Origin of the sequence: Streptomyces sp. NBC_00306 (assembly GCF_036169555.1) — a bacterium.
Lineage (GTDB): Bacteria > Actinomycetota > Actinomycetes > Streptomycetales > Streptomycetaceae > Streptomyces > Streptomyces achmelvichensis.
Map to the genome: position 1 here is coordinate 807,391 of NZ_CP108032.1, position 18,045 is coordinate 825,435.

Consider the following 18,045-nt stretch of genomic DNA (forward strand, 5'->3'; position numbering starts at 1 on the left):
CTCTCACGTACCGGAGAGCCCCACGCGACCCACCGGGCCCGGTCACGCCTGGGAGCACTGCCCCACGACACACCGGTGCCCCGCCCCCGGAAGCCGGGAACGGGGCACCCTCTTGCACCTTCAGGCGACTCAGACGGGGGTGATGTTCTCCGCCTGCGGGCCCTTCTGGCCCTGCGTGATGTCGAAGGAGACCTGCTGGCCCTCCTGGAGCTCACGGAAGCCCGTCGCGTTGATGTTGGAGTAGTGGGCGAAGACGTCCGGACCGCCACCGTCCTGGGCGATGAAGCCGAAGCCCTTCTCCGCGTTGAACCACTTCACCGTACCGCTGGCCATTTGTCCTCCAAGGACTTGACGTCGGCTCCGCACCTTGCGGAAGCCGGAGGTGATCGCCCTGGTCCTCAGGCACTCTGAACAGCAAGACGCCCGTGAACACGGGGCTCACGGACGTTGGATACTTGGAACCACGACAGCTGACGCTGACGCTACACCGCTCCCCACCGGCCTGCCCAGCAACCTGATCAAGTTCGTGCGGCCAAGGCGTGTCTTTCGGACGGCCGGTGGGGGTGACGCGGTGCGTACGACTGCCAGTCAGCCGGTGAGCAGCCCGGTACGGAGCTTCGTCAGCGTGCGGGCGAGAAGACGCGATACGTGCATCTGGGAGATGCCGAGCTCCTCGCCGATGCGTGCCTGCGTGAGCTCCTGGCCGAAGCGCATCTCGATGATGGTGCGCTCCCGGTCGTCGAGCTGTTCGAGCAGCGGAGCGAGGGAGTGCAGGTTCTCCAGCAGGTCCATGGCGGGGTCGTCGTCGCCGATGCCGTCGACGACGGTGCGGCCCCCGTCGCTGGAGTCCTCGTCACCCGCGGTCGGTGTGTCGATCGAGTCCGCGATGTAGCCGTTGGCGGCGACGAGGCCCTCGATGATCTCGTCCTCCGTGAGATCGAGGTGGTCGGCCAGCTCCTTCACGGTGGGGTCGCGATCCAGCCGGTTCGCGAGCTCCTCCTTGGCCTTGGCCAGTTCGACACGGAGCTCCTGAAGGCGGCGCGGCACATGCACCGCCCAGGTGCTGTCGCGGAAGAAGCGCTTGATCTCCCCCACGATGTAGGGGATGGCGAAGGACGAGAACTCGACCTCGCGGGACAGCTCGAACCGGTCGATCGCCTTGATCAGGCCGATCGTGCCGACCTGGGTGATGTCCTCCATCTCGCCGTCACCCCGGTTGCGGAACCGGCGCACCGCGAACTTGACGAGCGAGAGGTTCATCTCGATCAGGGTGTTGCGCGCGTACTGGTACTCGGGAGTGCCCTCCTCGAGCACCTGGAGCTGATCGAAGAACAGCTTCGACAGCTGCCGGGCATCCTTGGGAGCGATCTTGCCCGCATCCTCGATCCACGGGAGGGCGTCGGCTCCGCTGCCGGTCACGTCCGTAGACGCCCCGGCAGCGTCGAGGTCCTGAGCCGAAGCGCCGGTCAACTGAGTCGAGAAAGTCACAACTTCACCTCGGGGTGGGGGCCATGTCTGACGACCGCCTGCCCACTCGACACACATCCACACTGTTGCCGCTCGACAACTTTTCGCTGAATGCACATGAGGGTGACCGCCGCGCCCCGTCGCGCGCCCTCTAGCCTGTACGGATGAGCCGCCTGCTGCACCTGGACCGGTCCCTCGAAGACCTTGAAGGCGAGCGCTGGCCGGAGCCGTCTGCCGGGACCACACGCCTGGTCAGGACGGTGCACGCCCTGCGGCGGGTGAAGGTCGGAGCGCTCACGGTGGACGACCTCCGCACCCTGATCGCGCAGGATGTGGGCCTGCCCTTCCTCCTCCCCGTGGCGCTCGACGTGTTGCGCGACGATCCGCTGGCCGAAGGCAGGTACTACGAGGGCGATCTCCTGTCGGTGGTGATGCGGAAGAGCCCCGCCACGTGGTCGATGTTCCCCGACCTCCGCCGGGAACTGGTGGCCGTCGTGTCGTCGCTGCCCGAGGTGCCCGAGGAGCTGACGACCGAGGTCGGGCGGTTCCTGGACCGAGCGGATCGCCCCTGACGCCCAGCGGCTCCGGGTCGCCCCTGCCACCACGGCCGCTCCGGAGCGGCCGTGACGCTCCGGCCGCCGCGGACGGGCCGAGACTCGATCCGACCGCCGCGGACCAGGCCGAGAATCGATCCCGCCGCCTCGTGCCCGACGCGTCCGAGGCGCCACGCCGATGTCCTGGCCCTGGGCGACGAGGTGACCTGGGGCATCGACCTGGCCGACGGCGGTGCCGCCCTGGCCATCACGATCCTGTTCAACCACGACCAGCCGGTGCACTATCTGTCCGGCCGGGCCATCCATCGCGCCTCCGAGAGCTACCGCGGCGAAGGCAAGACCGACGCCAAGGACGCCGCCGTCATCGCCGACCAGGCCCGCATCCGCCGCGACCTGCACCCCTTACGCACCAGCGACGAGACCGTCACCGACCTCAAGATCCTCACCGGCCGTCGCACCGATTTGGTCGCCGACCGCACCCGCACCGTCAACCGGCTCCGCGCCCAACTCACCGACATCTTCCCCGGCCTGGAGCGGGCTCTGGACTTGACCAACACCGGCCCGCTCATGCTGCTGACCGGCTACCAGACCCCGGCCTCCCTCCGCCGGACAGGCAAGAAGAGGCTCGAGACCTGGCTGCGCAACCGCAAGGTCCTCCGCTCTGACCGGCTCGCCGAGACAGCTCTGGAGGCCGCCGGGCGCCAGCACACAAGCCTGCCCGGCGAGAAACTGACCGCCCAGATGGTGCACACGCTCGCGCGGGAAGTGATGGCCCTCAACCAGCAGGTCGCCGAGCTCGACAAGGCGATCGAGGCCCGGTTTCGCGAACATCGGGATTTCGAAGTGATCACCAGCATGCCCGGCCTGGGCGTGATACTCGGTGCCGAGTTCCTGGCCGCGACCGGCGGCGACATGAGTCTCTTCGGCACACCTGACCGCCTCGCCGGCTTCGGCGGCGTTGCTCCCGTTCCCCGCGACTCGGGCAAGATCAGCGGCAACCTCCGTCGCCCACGACGCTACAACCGCCGACTCCAACGAGTTTTCTACATCTCCGCGTTGTTCAGCATCCGTCACTGCGAGGACTCCCGCCGGTTTTACGAACGCAAGCGAGCCGAAGGCAAGCACCACATCCAGGCCGTCCTCGCCCTGGCCCGCCGCCGGGTCAACGTCCTCTGGGCCCTCCTGCGCGATGGACGGACTTACGAAGCCGTGCCGCCCACCGTTCTCGCAGCTTGACAAACAGCATTAGGAATCAGTGCACGCAGAATTCGTTGCCCTCCGGGTCCGTCATGACCACCCACTCCCCCGACGGTTCCTTGATGTGGGTCTGGACCTGGGCGCCGAGAGCCCGCAGGCGCTGCACCTCGCTGTCCCGCTCGCCGGCCGGGCCGTGCAGGTCGATGTGGAGACGGTTCTTGGCCGTCTTCTCGGGCTGCGGCACGCGGTTGAAGAGCAGCCGGCGGCCCAGGCCCGCGCCGCTCTCCGGGTCGTGCGGGTCCTCGGGGTGGCGTACCGCCGCCGCGTCACGCCAGCCGTGCCGGTCATGGCGATCGACCACGATCTCGGCCGGGATGGCGCCGAGGCCGAGGAGCTTGTCGATCAGGACGCTGTGGTCCTCGACCGTGTAGTGCAGCGCGGCCGCCCAGAAGTCGGCCTGTGCGTGCGGATCGTCGGCGTCGACGACGAGCTTCCAGTGCATCGGAGTGGGAGTCATGCTCACCACTTATAGGCCCCGGCACCGACATCCGCGAGGAACCCGGGATCTCCGACCCCACGGACCCGCGCGTGTGACACTCCCCGGAGGTACATCGCCCCGGCAAGGCCGGACCGCCCCGGTCGTAGGATGGACTCCTTTCCGCAGAAATGGGACATGTGAAGGCTGACAGACCCGGCGGGGTGGAGCGTCAGCTCCGCGACGCCGCACCCCACGCGCTGTTCGACGTCGCCCGCGCGCTGATCGAGGGGCGCTTCGACGCGGTGACGGTCGACCTCCTCATGGCGGACTACGCCATGACCAGTCTCCAGCCCGTGGCGAAACTGCCGCGCACGACCACACCCCTGCCTCTGAACTCCAGCGCCGCCGGCCGCGCCTTCGGAGCACAGGAGCCGCACATGGTCGCCGAGACCGGCAACCGCGCTCCGACCGTGACGGTCCACCTGCCGGTGAGTGTCCGCGGTGACCGCCTGGGGGTGCTGAGCGTGACCCTGCCCGGTACGGAGCCCGGTCCCGCGACCGTCGAAGCGCTTCAGGAGATCGCCGACGCCCTGGCTCACGAGATCATGGTGGCCGAGCGCGACACGGACGTGTTCCTGCTGGCCCGGCGGGCCGAGCGGCTCACTCTGGCCGCCGAGATGCAGTGGCAGCTGCTCCCGGGCCGCTCCTGCTCGCGCACCGAGTACAGCATCGGCGCCCAGCTGGAGCCGGCGTACGCCATCTACGGGGACAACTTCGACTGGTCCGCCTCCGCCGACCACCTCACGCTGAGCGCCAACAACGGCATGGGCGAGGGGATCGATGCCGCGCTGCTCACCAATCTGGCGGTGAACGCTCTGCGCAACGCACGCCGCGCCGGTCTGAGCCTGATCGGTCAGGCGTCCCTGGCCGATCAGGCGGTCTACGGCCAGCACGCCGGCCGGCAGTACCTGTCCATGCTCCTGTTCCGCTTCCATCTGCCGACCGGCAGGGCCGAGGTCATCGACGCCGGGTCGCCGCGGGTGTGGCGCATGCGCCAGGGCGTCGTCGAGCCGGTGGAACTGGAGGCGCAGCTGCCGCTCGGCATGTTCGAGGACACGGACTATACACCGCAGCATTTTCAGGTCGAGCCGGGCGACCGGCTCCTCTTCGTCAGCGACGGGGTCTACGACGTGCCCTCGCCGAGCGGCGAACGCTACAGCGAGCGCGCCCTGATCAGGGCCGTGCGCGACACCCGGCTGCTGCCGCCGTCCCAGGTACCGCGGGCGGTACTGGAAGAGCTCGCCGGCCATCGCGGCCCCGGCCCCTCCGAGGACGACGCCATGGTCGTCTGCCTCGACTGGCACGGCCGTCCCTGACGGCTCACAGCAGGTCACCCGGCTGATATCGGGCCTGTGGCACGAACGCCCACGGCTCCTCGTCCTCGCACCTCCCGGAACCGCTCTCGTGCTCCAGCCCGTGGAACCCCGCGGCTGCTCGCTCAGGTCCCGACGGGGAACCGCAGCACCCGCAGGTGGCGCGAAATGACGGGGCAACGGCGCCCGCACCTCCACCTGCACGGATACCGGAGCCGGACGGGTCGATGAGCCGGCTGACCATTTTCGGCACAATCGCGGTATGAGGATCACTCCACGGGAACTCAACCGGTCCACGCTCGGCAGACAGCTGCTTCTGCGGCGGGAGCCGTTGGGTGCCGTCGACGCGGTCCGTCGTCTCGTCGCACTCCAGGCACAGCACGCCGCGTCGCCGTATCTCGCGTTGTGGAACCGGCTCAGCGGATTCGACCCGGCCGACCTCGACGCCGCCTTCGGTGAGCGGGCGATCGTGAAAGCGACGCTGGTACGGATCACCCTGCACGCCGTCCACCGGGACGACTACCGGTCGTTCCGCGAGGCCATGCATCCGACGCTGCGTGCCGCCCGGCTCAACTCCCGCTTCACCGCGAGCGGGTTGTCGCCCGACGACGCGGACGCACTGGTCCCGGAACTGCTGACCTTCGCGGACCGGCCGCGCACGACCGCCGAGATGGAAGCCTGGCTCGAAGCACGGATCGGTGTGCCGCCGAAGTCCGGCGCGTGGTGGGGACTGCGGTCGTACGCACCCCTGGTGCACGCCCCCACCGGAGGGCCGTGGTCGTTCGGGCTCCGCCCGTCCTACGTCGCGTCGGGGACCCGGCCGGCGCTCGACCCGCACACGTCCGCCGCCTCGCTCCAGACGCTGGTCCGCCGCTATCTGGAAGGGTTCGGGCCGGCGTCGGTGGCGGACATCGCGCAGTTCGCCACGGTTGCGCGCGCGAGGGCCCGTGAGGCGGTGGGCGCGCTCTCCGACATCCTGGAGGAGTGGGAAGGGCCGGACGGCAAGGCCCTGTTCGACATCCCCGGCGCCCCGCGCCCGGCGGCCGACACCCCGGCACCGCCCCGGCTGATGGCCATGTGGGACAGCGTCCTGCTGGCGTACGCCGACCGCAGCCGCATCATCCCGCCGCCATACCGGCCCCTGGTCATCCGGGTGAACGGTGACGTCCTGCCCACCCTGCTGGTCGACGGCTACGTGGCCGGCGTGTGGCGCCCCGTGGAGGGAGGCATCGAGGCGACGGCCTTCCACACCCTCCCGGCCGCCGTCTGGGACGAACTCGCCGCGGAGGCCAAGGGTTTGGTGGCGCTGCTGGCCGACCGCGACGCGCAGGTCTACCGCCGGTACGCGGGATGGTGGGCCGGGTTGCCGAGCGCCGAGGTCCGGGTGCTCCCCGGGTAGCGACACCGATCGCCCGCGTCCGGACCGGAACCGGGCGCGGCTACGACGCCTTCGGCGCGGGCATCCCGTCGGTTCCGGGGTCACGCGGACGGGAGTAGGAGTACAGACGGTCCACCTCCGCGAAACCCACCGACTCGTACAGGGAGATCGCCGCCGTACGGTCCCGCTCGTCCCCGGCCGCCGCGTCGTCGTCCACGTACAGGACCACCTTGTCGGCTCCGCATTCGGTCAGCACACCGAGAGCGTTGCCGAGCATCGCACGGCCCAGGCCCCGGCCGCGCAGGTCGGGCAGGACGCCGATCCAGCGCAGCACACCGGTCCCCTGTACGGGAGAACCCACGACGGCTTCGGCCACCACCCGGCGGTCCCGGTGAGCCTCCAGTCGCCACGCCTGCCGGTCCCCCGGCTCGTGGCCCACCCGCACGTCCGGCAACCGCGGCATGCCGTCGACGGGCAGCGCGGCCAGCATGTACCGCCACAGCCGCTCCCCGGCGAACCCGGCCCGCCGAAGCGCCTCCGCCGTCGCCGGACGGTGCAGGACCGGCAATGCCTCCAGACCCAGGGAAAGAGCCGACGCGAAGCTGAAGGCATGCGCCTCACGCGTCCCGAAGGCGGCGAGGGCATGGCGGACCAGCGCATCGGCCGTCCGCGCGTCCTCCCGGCAGTGGAGCCACAGCAACTGGCCCGTGTCGTCCTTGAGCCGCAGGGCGTAGGACGCCACACCCACGACGACTCCGTCCGTGTCCTCGGCCACCACGACGTCCGGGGGCTCCAACTCCGCCCACCACCCGGCGTCGACGGACGAGCGGCCCTGGAGGGCCTCGTCGAGCATCGCCGGGGTCGAGACCGGCTGACCGCCCATCCGGTCGTCATCGACCAGGGCGAGGACGGCGTTTCGGTCCGCGGACGTGAAGGGACGCAGCGTCGGGCCGAGCAGGTGAGGGCTCACAGTGACGACCCTGACCGGGACGACCCGTTCTGTCCAGGATCGAGCCCTCCCGGCAGTTCGCGGCCGAGCAGCGGTCCACCGCCCTCGTGGAACCGGCCCGCGACGCCTGCGGGATCACTGCGCCCACTGCGGTGTCCACGTCTCGCCATGGCGGTGGCCGGACCGGAGGGAGCCGAGATGGTCGCGGAGTGCGGTGAGCGCGGGATGCGGATTGTCGCTGCGCCAGATCAGTGAGTGGGGATAGACCGGCGTGGGTCCGCGCACGAAGACGCGCCGCAGGTCGTCACCGGCGGGCCGGACGAACTCGGTCTGTTCACCCACGAAGGTCGCCAGCACCGAGGAGTCGGCGATCGTTTCGAGGAGCGGCTCGGTGCCGAAATCGGGGCCGGTCGCCTCGATGGTGAGCCCGAAGGCGGCGGCGAGGTCCTCGTAGTAGGCCGCCCACTCGGTACCGGCGACGATGCCGGGCATCCAGATCCGGTGCCCCGCGAGCTGTGCGGGTGCGACCGCGCACGCAGTGGCCAGCGCATGACCCGGCCCGGTGAGAAGGTGCAGTGGCTCGTCGAAGACCCGGACGGTCTCGACGCCTTCGGGAAGCTGCCGGGCGGGCAGGGTGACAGCGCGGAACGACGCGTCGATCGTGCCGTTCCGGACGGCGGCGATCGCCGCGTCGGCGTCGAAGAGCGTCACCACGTCGAGCGCGACCCCCGGATGGGCACGGTGGAAGCAGCGCATCAGACCTGCCGGCGCAAGCCGTCGGCCGATCACATCGACACGCAGCGCGCGACTGCCGGGCCGTACGGAAGCAGCAGCTCTCTCCGCGGCACGAAGGAGATCACGGGCGTGCGGCAGGAAGACCTGCCCGTCGAGGGTCGGCCGGGCACCACGCGGCGTACGCGTGAACAGCCGGACGCCCAGGGCCTTCTCCAGCGCCGCGATGCGCTTGGAGACGGCCTGCTGCGTGATCGACAGATCCGCGGCCGCTTCCTGGAACTGCCCGGCGTCCGCGACGGCGACGAACGTGCGTACGGCTTGGAGATCCACGCCGCACATCCTAGGCCGTGCGCTGGGAGTACAACTTCTGGTTGTACCTCACGAACCGAGCGGTTGTTTGATGCGCGGACCCACTGGTGGCTTTGATGGGACCGGTCGAACGAGGGTGTCGGGGAGCGGCGGCGAGGGGTGTGCTGGGCATGGGCGCCAGGCGGTCGCTGGGCCGGGAGTTCGCGTGGCTGTGGTCCGCGTACGCGATCAGCACCTTCGGCACACGGCTCGCGTTCGGGGCCTTCCCCCTGATCGCGATCCTCGTGCTGCACGCCGGGGCGGCGGAGGTCGCGGCGCTGGCCGCCGCGGGCCTGGCGGTCGGCGCGGCCGTGGCGCTGCCGCTCGGGCCGTGGGTGGACTTCCGCCGCAAGCGCCCCGTCATGATCGCGATGGACCTGGCCCGCTTCACCGCGTTGATCAGCATCCCCGTCGCGTACGCCCTCGATCTGCTCACCTTCGTCCAGCTGCTCGTCGTCTCCGTCGTCGTCTCCGCCGCCGAGATCACCTTCGGGGCGGCCGGTGGGGCATTCCTCACGTCACTCGTGCCGCCGCAGGACCTCCTGGTCGCCAACGGACGGTTCGAGGCCACGACATGGACCGCCACCATGCTCGGACCGCCCGTCGGCGGAGCCGCGATCGGGCTGTTCGGTCCCGTGATGACCGTGCTCGCGGACGCGGTCAGTCACCTGCTGTCGGCGGCGGCCATCCGCGCGATCGGCAGCAAGGAGGCACCTCCCGCAGGCGCCGGTGCGCGGCCCCGCCTCCGCGCCGGCGATGTCCTCGACGGATGGCGGCACATCCTGGCCGAGCCGGCCCTTCGTCCCCTGTTCTTCAACACGGTCCTCGTCAACGGCCTGATCATGGCGACCTCACCGCTGCTGGCCGTCCTCATGCTCGGTCAACTCGGCTTCGCACCCTGGCAGTACGGCCTCGCCTTCGCCGCGCCCTGCATCGGCGGGCTGATCGGCTCACGGCTGGCCCGCCGCCTCGTCGCGCGGTACGGGTCGCACAGGGTCCTGCTCACATCCGGGTGGCTGCGGGCGTGCTGGCTGCTCGCGCTTGCCTTCACCGGCCCCGGCGCTGCCGGGCTCCTGCTCGTCATGGCCGTCGAGCTCGGGCTGATCACCTGCATGGGAGTCTTCAACCCGGTGTTCGTCACGTACCGACTCGACCACATCGAAACGGATCGCATCGCCCGCACGCTGTCCGCCTGGTCGGTCACCAGCAAGGCCACCATCGCGGCATTGACCGCCCTGTGGGGCCTGCTGGCCGGCCTCACCGGGCCGCGCACAGCACTCGCGATCGCGGGCCTTCTCATGCTGGCCACGCCGCTGCTGCTCCCCCGTCAGAGCCTCACGGCAGACCGGGCGCGGTGATACATGCCGAGCGGGCCGAGGCGGCCCGCTCCCCTACGGGTTCGCCCGCTACCTGATCGTGAACGAGCAGCCTTTCAGGGTCTGTCCGCCGTCGTTGTCCGCGACCGCCTTGCCGTCGACCGTGATGAAGCAGGGGGCCGGCTTCTGCGTACCGTCGACGGACTTGATGGCCCCCGGGACGATCGACACCGGATAACCCGCCTTCTGTTCCGCGGCGGAGAGCCGGACGGTCTCCGTCTTCCGCCACGGCAGGGTCTGCTCGGCGAAACCGCTGGTCTCGGCACGGTAGGTGATCGGCACCTTGCCCAGCCCCTCGACCGCCAGGGTCACCTCGTGGGACTCGGCCGCCTCGGCGGGCGACGGCGAGGCACTCCGTGAGGCGTCACTCCTGCCGCGATTCTCGTCCTGCGTGGTCCCGCCGCCTTCGCAGCCCGTCAGTGCCACGGCCACGAGCAGTGCCACAGCGGTCATCGACGTTCGCATACGTCCCGTTCCCGTGCTCTCGGTTCCTGCCGTCCCTCGGGCAAGGGATCCGACATCCGAAGATCCAAGCACGTGCGGTACGGCACGAACGGTCATGAGCCCCGGTGGCGGGAGCCGAATTCCCGGTGTCAGTCGTCGCCCGAATCGGCGGACCCGCCGCCGCCCTTGCTGCTACGGCTGAAGACAACTGACAGGACGTCCACGACAGCGGCGAGGACGATCAGGGTCACGCGACCGGCGTGGCGCATACGCGGAGAGGCCATGCGCCGGATCCTACGGACCGGCCCCGCGAGTCCGAGAGGGGTGGCAGGGGGAAGCGGTACGGGCGTCCCGCCGGTCCGTGCATCGCCGGGCAACGCGGACGTAACGCCGCGCAGTTCCACCCCTCCCCCGTTGCCGCCTTCTTGTCGTCACCGAGGTGAGGCGAGGAGGGCCTCAAAGGGCTTGTTATCGGATGATCTACACGCCTGCGTGCCCTGCCCCTCCGCTGAACCGCGTATACGGTACGGACAGGACGTACGAAGGGGGCCGTCGTCGTGAGCAGCGCGCAGCGGATCGAGGTCCGGCGGGAGCAGGTGCTCGCCCATCGGGTGGCGGCTCATGGCTTCGACCGGGCCTCCGCCGCACCGGGGGTGCTCGACCTCGGCGTGCAGGACACTCCCTACGGCTCTGCCCGGTTGGCGCTCGCCGCTCGCAGTGCGTCCGCCGAGGGGCTGGAGCTCGTGTGGTCGTTCCGTGGCGCGCCGCATCTGCACAGCCGCGCGAGTCTTCCCGGTCTCGCCACGGCGCTCTGGCCGGTCGGCGACACGGACGCGACAGCGCGGATCGACACCGCCGTGATCAAGGAGGGGGCGCGGCTCGGGGTCGAGGCTTTCCGCCTCACCGCCGAGGCGTTCCGCGACACGGTCACCACCCCGATGGCCAAGGGCGAGGTGAGTACCGCGGTCAGCGCCGCCGTGCCCCCGTCGCTGACGTACTGGTGCGAGCGGTGCGGTGCCCAGCACATCTCCGGGCTGCTCTTCCAGCAGGCCGGGCTCTTCGGTGCGACCGGGGTGGGCGTGGAAGGGGGCCGGACCGTTCTCGCTCCGCTGGAGCACGGGTTCCCGGTGCCGGCCGAGGCATCGGGCACCGCCGGGCTGGTGCGGGCGTATCTGCGCCACCTCGGCCCCGCGACACCCGCCGAGGTGGCGAAGTACCTCGGCACGAAGCCGGCCGTGGTGAAAGGGCTGTGGCCGGACGACCTCGCCGAGGTGCGGATCGAGGGACGGACGTCCTGGCTGCCCGAGCGCGATCTCGACGCCTTGGTATCGGCGGAGTCGGAGTTCGCGTCGACGTTCCGGGGGCTCGTCCGCCTGCTGCCGCCCGGTGATCCGTTCCTCCAGGCGCGGGACCGGAGTCTTCTGGTGCCCGACAAGGACCGCGCGAAGGAGATCTGGCGGGCGATCGGCGGCCCGGGCGTCCTCCTGACCGGCTCGGAGATCGCCGGCACCTGGCGTGCCAAGGCCGCCGGCCGCAGGCTCGACCTCACGGTCACGCCGTTCGGGCCGCTGTCCGCAGCCGTACGCAAGGCCGTGGAGGCCGAGGCGGACACCGTGGCCGCGGCCCGCGGCGCGAGAGACGTCCGGCTGCGGTTCGCGTAGGGCGTCGCTGCCCCGCGAGGCCTTGTGGGACAGCCGGTCACGAGCACGCCTTTCGCCTGTCCGTACGACTCGGCGACGGCCCGCCGAGCGCTCCCGTACCTCGCCCCGGCGGCCGGGGCCCGCGGCGTCGAGATCCCTGCGCCCGCGACTGCGTCGCAGACCGGCCCGGCCGCCCGGGCGCCCCCTCCTGGCACGGCGGAGCCGCCCTGATGTCGGCACACTGGTGGGGAAAGACCCTCGGCACCTCGACCCGCCTGTCGGGGTACCGGGCGAGACGCTGTGTGCCGCGAGTGGAAGGCGACGTCAGTGGCGTCAGACCGTTCGGAGGATGATCGGGCTCCTGGACCGCTCTGGTCGGAGCCCGGGTCGCTTCTTGAACACGTGCCCGTGGCCGTCCTCGGCATCGACGAGGACAACCGCATCTGCTACTGGGGGCCGGGCGCCGAGGGGCTCTTCGGGCACGACTCCGCGGAGGTGCTGGGCAAGGCCGCCGCCGTACTGTTCTCCGACGGCCCGGACGACTCCCCCGGCCCCTCGGTCCGGCTGGCGGAACACGGCCGCACGCTGGGGTACTGGCGCGGGCGGCTGCCGGCCCGGCACCGGAACGGCGAGGTCTTCGACTGCGGTTTCCGGGCCTTCCGCGTGGTCGGTACCGACAGCACGTCGATGGTCCTGGCGCTGGCCAGCCGCAGTGACGTCCTCGATCGGGTGAAGACCAATCTGGCGTTTCTCGATTCCCTCTTCGAGACGACCCCCATCGGCCTGGTCATGCTCGACGACCAACTGCGGTACGTCCACCTCAATGAGGCCCTCGCCGACATGGACGGGGTGTCCATCGAGGAGCACATCGGACGGCCGATGGACGACATCATGATCACCTCCGACGGCGGCGCCTATCTGCGGATGCTGCGCTCGGTCGCCGAAGAGGGACGGACTGTCGCCGGTGTTCTCGTGGGGCTGCGTACCCCTGGTCACCCGGATCTGGACCAGGTGCGGTCGGTGAGCCTCTTCCCGCTCAGCGGCGCGGTCGGTACACGGTCCGGGGTGGGCGGCCTGATGGTGGATGTGACCGAGCGGGAGCAGGCCATCATGGAGGCCAGTGCCGCTCGTCGGCGTCTGGCTCTGCTGGCCCGGGCCACCGCGCGGATCGGTACCACCCTGGATGTGGATGTCACCGCCCGGGAGGTGGTCGCCGCCGCGATTCCCGACTTCTGCGACGCCGCCGTGGTGGAAGTCGTGGAGTGGATGGACGAGCGGGCGCTGTTCGACCCGCAGCAGCCGCTCGTCACCCGAAGAATCGCCTCCGGCACGGTCCTGGCCCCACCCGCCGGCGAGCTCGTGGGCGGGCTGGACCGTGTCACCTACCCACCGGATTCCTCCATCCACCGGACACTGATGTCGGGGCGCCCCCTCTACGTCCCGGTCGACGACGACTTCATGACCCGGACCGTCATTCACCGGGCGCGTGCCCAGCTCCTCAGGGACAGCGGCCTGACCGGCCTCGTCATCGCCCCGCTCATCGCCCGCGGCACCGTCCAGGGCATCACCATGTTCGGACGCTCCGCGGCCAGGCCGGCCTTCACCGACGAGGACCTCCGCCTGGCCGGCGAGCTGTCCTCCAGGGCCGCTCTGTGCCTGGACAACGCACGTCTCTACAGCCGGGTGCAGCACATCGCCCTCACCCTCCAGCGCGCACTGCTCCCGAGCGCGCTGGCGACCAGCCCTCATGTGCAGGTCGCCCACCGCTACGTGCCCGGCAGCCAGGTCACCGAGGTGGGTGGTGACTGGTACGACGTGATCGATCTGCCCGGCGACCGCGTCGCGCTGGTGGTCGGTGACGTGATGGGACACGGCGTTCGGGCCGCCGCGGACATGGGGCGGCTGCGCATCACCGCCAAGGCACTGGCCAGGCACAACCACGAGCCGGCGGACCTGCTCGCCGAACTCGACGCCTGCGCCCAGGAGGCAGGCATCGAGCTGGCGACGTGCCTCTACGTCTCGTACGACGCCGCGACAGGGCGAGCCCGTATCGCCAATGCCGGCCACCCGCCGCCCCTCGTACGGCACCCCGACGGCACGGTCGAGATCCTCGGCGAGGTCCTGGGCGTGCCGCTGGGCGTGGGCGGTCACCCATTCCGGACGATCGAGACCGATATCCCGGACGGCGCGATTCTCGCGCTGTACACCGACGGCCTCGTCGAGGCCCGCGGCCACGACATCGAAGAGGGCCTGGCCGCCGTCTGCGCGGAACTGAGCCAGCTCTCGGACCAGCTCGAAACGATGGCGGACCGCATGCTGTCGCGCCTGCTGCCCGATCCGCCGATCGACGACACCGTCCTCGTCCTCGCCCGTGTGCGGAGCACCGCAGCTGAGCGGTGAGGTGAGCGGGCCGCCAAAGCCTCCGGGGCGCCGAGGACGACGCCGGGCGGCTGCCGCACACGGCGACGCCAGGGACGGCAGGGACGGCAGGGACGGCACGAATGGCACACACCGGAATGAGCGGCTGATCCGGTTTGTTCTGCCCCGGCATGGAGGACGAGACCGGAGCGGCCGCGAGCTCACCCGCCCAGCGGAAGGCCGCGGCAGAGCTGATCGACGACGCCCGCGCCAGTGGTCGGCGGCTGATCGACTCCCTGACGCGCCTGTGGGACGGCGTCGTCGAAGCGTCGACCATGACCAACATCGACGACGAGCACGACCCCGAGGGCGCCACGGTCGCCTTCGAGCGTGCCCAGCTGCGGGACATGCTCACCCGGGCACGGGCGGATCTGGACGACCTCGACCGGGCCGCGGAGCGGGTGCGCACGGGCGCCTACTGGGTCTGCGAGCGCTGTGGCGGCCCGATCGCTCCGGAGCGGCTCGCCGCGCGCCCGACGGCCACGGTGTGCATCACCTGCGCGAACAAAGCCGCCCGCTGATGCGTATCACTGTGTGAGAGGGATGCAGTGGCGCGACGGCTCGACATGTAGAAAGGTCATGGCGGCCGAAAAGCCTCGAAACGCCCGGTTCGGACGATCATGCCGATGACCGTCCGTACGACTTCAGCAACGCCTGACGGAAGGTGTCCCATGTCGAAGCCACCGCTCCCCGACGAAGCAGTCGCCATGCTGACGAAGGCCAACCCGGCAGTCGTCACGACCCTGCGTTCGGACGGCCAGCCGGTGTCCACGGCCACCTGGTACCTGTGGGACGACGGCCGGGTGCTGATCAACATGGACGAGGGTCGCAAGCGCCTGGAGCACGTGCGGAACGACCCGCGTGTCTCGCTCACCGTGCTCGACGAGGGCAACTGGTACACCCACCTCAGCATCATCGGCCGCGTCGCCGAGCTCGTCGAGGACAAGGAGCTGCTCGACATCGACCGGCTGGCCCAGCAGTACCTCGGCAAGCCGTACCCGCAGCGGGACCGCCGCCGGTTCAGCGCATGGATCGAGATCGACCGCTGGCACGGGTGGGGCACCCTGAAGGACAACAGCCGGCCCGGGTGATGGGCGACCGGCCGCGACCGGTGCGATGAGGAACCTCCGGCGTTCACGTCGAGCACACGAACGAGCATGTGTTCCCGTCGAGGTTTCGAATGTCCCTCCGGCACGGCCGGTTTCGTCTCCCGACAAACCCTCCGGGCACTCTCCTGACCGGCGTGTACTGTGTGCCGCGCCGCCATGCCAACGTTCCGGCAATCGTGATGGTTGCGCCGGGAGTTGCGCGGCCGGCTTTCACATTCGCCTCCCGGAGGAGTGTCCGTTCGATGACCCAGAACCGTCCCGATGGGCCCCAGTCCCCCGACGGCGAGAACACGGACGACCGCCGTCGTCCCGGATTGGCCCCCGAGGACGGGACGGACACCGGCCACGCCGAAGGCGACGGTGGCCGGGGAGATGTCGAGGGCGGCGACGGCAAGGCCGACCGCGACACGGACGCACATGCCGACAAGAAGCGCCTGATCGACTACCCCCGTCGCGACAAGGGCGGGGTGCGCCGCTGGATACCCTCGTGGCGGCTCGTCGTCGGCACCTCCTTCGCCGTCGTCACCGCAACGGTGGGGGCCGCGACCGTCGCCTACGCACTGGTGGAGGTCCCTGACCCGACCAGCGCGGCCGAGGCGCAGAACAACGTCTACTACTGGGCCGACGGCACGCAGATGGCCGCCACCGGTGGAGAGATCAACCGCCAGATCATCGGCATCGATCAGATCCCGCAGGCCATGCAGAACGCGGTGATCTCGGCGGAGAACAAGACGTTCCGCACCGACGCGGGCGTGGACCCCATGGGGATCGGCCGCGCCGTGGTGAACATGGCCAAGGGCAGTGAGACCCAGGGCGGTTCCACCATCACCCAGCAGTATGTGAAGAACACCCGGCTCGGCGACCAGCCGAGGAGCGTGAGCCGTAAGGTCGAAGAGCTGTTCGTCTCCATCAAGGTCGGCGCCGACATGGACAAGTCGGAGATCATGGCCGGCTATCTCAACTCCGCCTACTACGGGCGGGATTCCTACGGGATCCAGGCCGCGGCCCGTACGTACTACGGGAAGAACGCCAAGGCCCTGAACCCCAGCGAGTGCGCCTTCCTCGCCTCGCTGCTCAAGGGCGCGGTGTACTTCGATCCGGCCGGTTCCGTGGACGTCGATCCGGCGGCGACACCGGAGGCCAATCTGGCGCGGGTGACCGACCGCTGGAAGTGGGTCATGAACGAGATGGTCAAGGACGGGCATCTGAGTGCTGCCGAGCGGGCGCAGTACCCCTCGTTCCCGATGCCCCAGTCCATCTCCAAGGGGACCCAGCTCGGCGGACAGGTCGGTTATCTCGTCGAACTCGCCAAGGCGAACGTCCTCAAGGACCGGACCCTCGACCTGACTTCGGACGACTTGGCGCGCGGCGGCTACGAGATCCACACCACCTTCGACAAGAAGAAGGTCGACCAGCTCGAGAAGGCGGTGCGGAAGGTCCGCGAAGCCAACATCAAGCCCGACAAGCGGCCGAAGACGGACACCCACGTCCAGTTCGGCGGCGCGTCGGTCGACCCGCGGACCGGTGCGATCGTCGCCGTCTACGGCGGTGAGGACGCGACCGAGCACTTCACCAACAACGCCGACGCGACCGGCGTCCCGGTCGGATCGACCTTCAAGGCCTTCGTCCTGGCGGCGGCGCTGCGCGACGGTGTGCGCGACCCGCAGGGCGGCGCGACTCAGGGAAGTGCCGAGCGTACGCCCGTCGATCCCGACACAAACGTCTACAGCGGCCAGGACAAGCTCAAGATCAAGAACTATGACGGCTCGGTGTGGCTGACCGCGGAGGGCAAGGAGTGGCTGCAGACGAACGACGGCAACGAGTCGTACGGAAACGTCTCGCTGCGTGAGGCCATGATCCGCTCGGCGAACTCACCGTTCGTTCAGCTGGGCATGGACGTCGGCATCCCCTCGGTCCGCCGGGCCGCCGTCGACGCGGGCCTTCTCGAGAACTCGCTCAACACGTCGGACGTCCCCTCGTTCTCCCTCGGTACCTCCTCGCCCAGCGCCATTCGTATGGCCGGGGCCTACGGCACCTTCGCGGATGGGGGCAAGCAGCGTGAGCCGTACTCCGTCACCAAGGTGATCCGGCAGGGCAGGGTGGTCCACGCGCACAAGGACGAGTCCAAGCAGGCCTTCCCCGCCGCGGTCGCCGGCTCCGTGACCGACGTGCTCAAGGATGTCGTCGAGAACGACGCAGGCACCGGCCGGAACGCGCGGCTGCCGGGCCGTGAGGTCGCCGGTAAGACCGGTACGACCGACGGCAACAAGTCCGCCTGGTTCGTGGGCTACACCCCGCAGCTCTCGACCGCCATCGACATGTACCGCCTCGACGACGACGAGAAGAACCGCGACGGCACGTTCCTGGAGATGTTCGGTACGGGTGGCCAGGAGAAGGTCCACGGCGCCTCGTTCCCGTCGGAGATCTGGCGGACGTACATGACCGAAGCTCTCAAGGACCAGAAGGTGTTGCGCTTCCCCGCCCCCGAGCAGCCGTGACGGCAGGGCCGGTGTTCCCGCCGCACTGAGCCTGGGCGCCATATCGGCTAACGGCTCGGTGACGGCGGGATTGCGGATCGG

16 protein-coding genes and 1 pseudogene are annotated in these 18,045 nt (G+C 70.0%); 10 read left to right on the forward strand and 7 right to left on the reverse strand.

Annotated elements, in window-relative coordinates; all coding sequences use genetic code 11:
* Positions 1-129: 129 nt before the first annotated feature.
* Positions 130-333 carry a cold-shock protein gene (locus OHA05_RS03570; protein ID WP_313947888.1) on the reverse strand — a complete coding sequence of 68 codons (204 nt, stop codon included), beginning with the start codon at positions 331-333 and terminating at the stop codon, positions 130-132.
* Between the two features lie 255 nt (positions 334-588).
* Entirely contained in the window at positions 589-1,488 is a 900-nt protein-coding gene (locus OHA05_RS03575) for an RNA polymerase sigma factor SigF (RefSeq protein WP_313947887.1), read from the reverse strand.
* Between the two features lie 143 nt (positions 1,489-1,631).
* On the opposite strand from OHA05_RS03575, the gene OHA05_RS03580 reads away from it, so the two are divergent.
* Both OHA05_RS03580 and OHA05_RS03585 read left to right on the forward strand, forming a co-directional pair.
* Entirely contained in the window at positions 1,632-2,039 is a 408-nt protein-coding gene (locus OHA05_RS03580; RefSeq protein ID WP_328859782.1) for a contact-dependent growth inhibition system immunity protein, read from the forward strand.
* Between the two features lie 159 nt (positions 2,040-2,198).
* A pseudogene (locus tag OHA05_RS03585) lies at positions 2,199-3,257 on the forward strand (IS110 family transposase); the annotation flags it as partial.
* A 16-nt stretch (positions 3,258-3,273) separates the two neighbouring features.
* On the opposite strand, the gene OHA05_RS03590 reads toward OHA05_RS03585, so the two are convergent.
* Positions 3,274-3,735, reverse strand: coding sequence for a VOC family protein (locus OHA05_RS03590; protein ID WP_313947885.1), 462 nt, complete (start codon positions 3,733-3,735; stop codon positions 3,274-3,276).
* Between the two features lie 158 nt (positions 3,736-3,893).
* Between OHA05_RS03590 and OHA05_RS03595 the strand changes: the two genes are divergently transcribed.
* Complete coding sequence (locus OHA05_RS03595) at positions 3,894-5,072, forward strand: PP2C family protein-serine/threonine phosphatase (RefSeq protein ID WP_328859783.1); 1,179 nt, start codon at positions 3,894-3,896, stop codon at positions 5,070-5,072.
* Between the two features lie 259 nt (positions 5,073-5,331).
* Complete coding sequence (locus OHA05_RS03600) at positions 5,332-6,468, forward strand: winged helix DNA-binding domain-containing protein (protein WP_328859784.1); 1,137 nt, start codon at positions 5,332-5,334, stop codon at positions 6,466-6,468.
* Positions 6,469-6,508: 40 nt separating this feature from the next.
* Here the strand turns inward: OHA05_RS03600 and OHA05_RS03605 are convergent, their stop codons facing one another.
* Both OHA05_RS03605 and OHA05_RS03610 read right to left on the reverse strand, forming a co-directional pair.
* On the reverse strand, positions 6,509-7,417 hold the full coding sequence (locus tag OHA05_RS03605) for a GNAT family N-acetyltransferase (protein ID WP_313947882.1): 909 nt from the start codon (positions 7,415-7,417) through the stop codon (positions 6,509-6,511).
* Positions 7,418-7,531: 114 nt separating this feature from the next.
* Entirely contained in the window at positions 7,532-8,461 is a 930-nt protein-coding gene (locus OHA05_RS03610) for a LysR family transcriptional regulator (protein ID WP_328859785.1), read from the reverse strand.
* 149 nt (positions 8,462-8,610) lie between these two features.
* On the opposite strand from OHA05_RS03610, the gene OHA05_RS03615 reads away from it, so the two are divergent.
* Positions 8,611-9,837 (forward strand): MFS transporter, encoded by a 1,227-nt coding sequence (locus OHA05_RS03615; protein WP_328859786.1) that lies wholly within the window; start codon positions 8,611-8,613, stop codon positions 9,835-9,837.
* A 48-nt stretch (positions 9,838-9,885) separates the two neighbouring features.
* On the opposite strand, the gene OHA05_RS03620 is transcribed toward OHA05_RS03615, so the two are convergent.
* Both OHA05_RS03620 and OHA05_RS03625 read right to left on the reverse strand, forming a co-directional pair.
* On the reverse strand, positions 9,886-10,308 hold the full coding sequence (locus tag OHA05_RS03620) for a hypothetical protein (RefSeq protein ID WP_328859787.1): 423 nt from the start codon (positions 10,306-10,308) through the stop codon (positions 9,886-9,888).
* 140 nt (positions 10,309-10,448) lie between these two features.
* Complete coding sequence (locus tag OHA05_RS03625; protein ID WP_313947878.1) at positions 10,449-10,583, reverse strand: hypothetical protein; 135 nt, start codon at positions 10,581-10,583, stop codon at positions 10,449-10,451.
* A 273-nt stretch (positions 10,584-10,856) separates the two neighbouring features.
* Between OHA05_RS03625 and OHA05_RS03630 the strand changes: the two genes are divergently transcribed.
* The 5 genes from OHA05_RS03630 to OHA05_RS03650 all read left to right on the forward strand — a co-directional run bounded on the left by OHA05_RS03630 (position 10,857) and on the right by OHA05_RS03650 (position 17,964).
* Positions 10,857-11,960, forward strand: coding sequence for a DNA glycosylase AlkZ-like family protein (locus OHA05_RS03630; protein ID WP_328859788.1), 1,104 nt, complete (start codon positions 10,857-10,859; stop codon positions 11,958-11,960).
* Between the two features lie 387 nt (positions 11,961-12,347).
* Positions 12,348-14,339: a SpoIIE family protein phosphatase gene (locus OHA05_RS03635; RefSeq protein WP_443043827.1), complete on the forward strand. Its 1,992-nt coding sequence runs from the start codon at positions 12,348-12,350 to the stop codon at positions 14,337-14,339.
* A 149-nt stretch (positions 14,340-14,488) separates the two neighbouring features.
* The gene (locus OHA05_RS03640) at positions 14,489-14,878 is read left to right on the forward strand and encodes a TraR/DksA family transcriptional regulator (RefSeq protein ID WP_328859790.1); all 390 of its coding nucleotides are present in this window, start codon (positions 14,489-14,491) and stop codon (positions 14,876-14,878) included.
* A gap of 150 nt (positions 14,879-15,028) precedes the next feature.
* Entirely contained in the window at positions 15,029-15,448 is a 420-nt protein-coding gene (locus OHA05_RS03645) for a PPOX class F420-dependent oxidoreductase (RefSeq protein WP_328859791.1), read from the forward strand.
* 260 nt (positions 15,449-15,708) lie between these two features.
* Positions 15,709-17,964: a transglycosylase domain-containing protein gene (locus tag OHA05_RS03650; protein ID WP_328859792.1), complete on the forward strand. Its 2,256-nt coding sequence runs from the start codon at positions 15,709-15,711 to the stop codon at positions 17,962-17,964.
* The last annotated feature ends 81 nt before the right edge of the window (positions 17,965-18,045 follow it).

Bases quoted from the DNA above. Each gene is read 5' to 3' on its own strand.
- OHA05_RS03570 (WP_313947888.1), bottom strand. From the start codon at position 333: ATGGCCAGCGGTACGGTGAAGTGGTTCAACGCGGAGAAGGGCTTCGGC.
- OHA05_RS03580 (WP_328859782.1), top strand. From the start codon at position 1,632: ATGAGCCGCCTGCTGCACCTGGACCGGTCCCTCGAAGACCTTGAAGGC.
- OHA05_RS03590 (WP_313947885.1), bottom strand. From the start codon at position 3,735: ATGACTCCCACTCCGATGCACTGGAAGCTCGTCGTCGACGCCGACGAT.
- OHA05_RS03600 (WP_328859784.1), top strand. From the start codon at position 5,332: ATGAGGATCACTCCACGGGAACTCAACCGGTCCACGCTCGGCAGACAG.
- OHA05_RS03615 (WP_328859786.1), top strand. From the start codon at position 8,611: ATGGGCGCCAGGCGGTCGCTGGGCCGGGAGTTCGCGTGGCTGTGGTCC.
- OHA05_RS03620 (WP_328859787.1), bottom strand. From the start codon at position 10,308: ATGACCGCTGTGGCACTGCTCGTGGCCGTGGCACTGACGGGCTGCGAA.
- OHA05_RS03625 (WP_313947878.1), bottom strand. From the start codon at position 10,583: ATGGCCTCTCCGCGTATGCGCCACGCCGGTCGCGTGACCCTGATCGTC.
- OHA05_RS03640 (WP_328859790.1), top strand. From the start codon at position 14,489: ATGGAGGACGAGACCGGAGCGGCCGCGAGCTCACCCGCCCAGCGGAAG.
- OHA05_RS03645 (WP_328859791.1), top strand. From the start codon at position 15,029: ATGTCGAAGCCACCGCTCCCCGACGAAGCAGTCGCCATGCTGACGAAG.
- OHA05_RS03650 (WP_328859792.1), top strand. From the start codon at position 15,709: ATGACCCAGAACCGTCCCGATGGGCCCCAGTCCCCCGACGGCGAGAAC.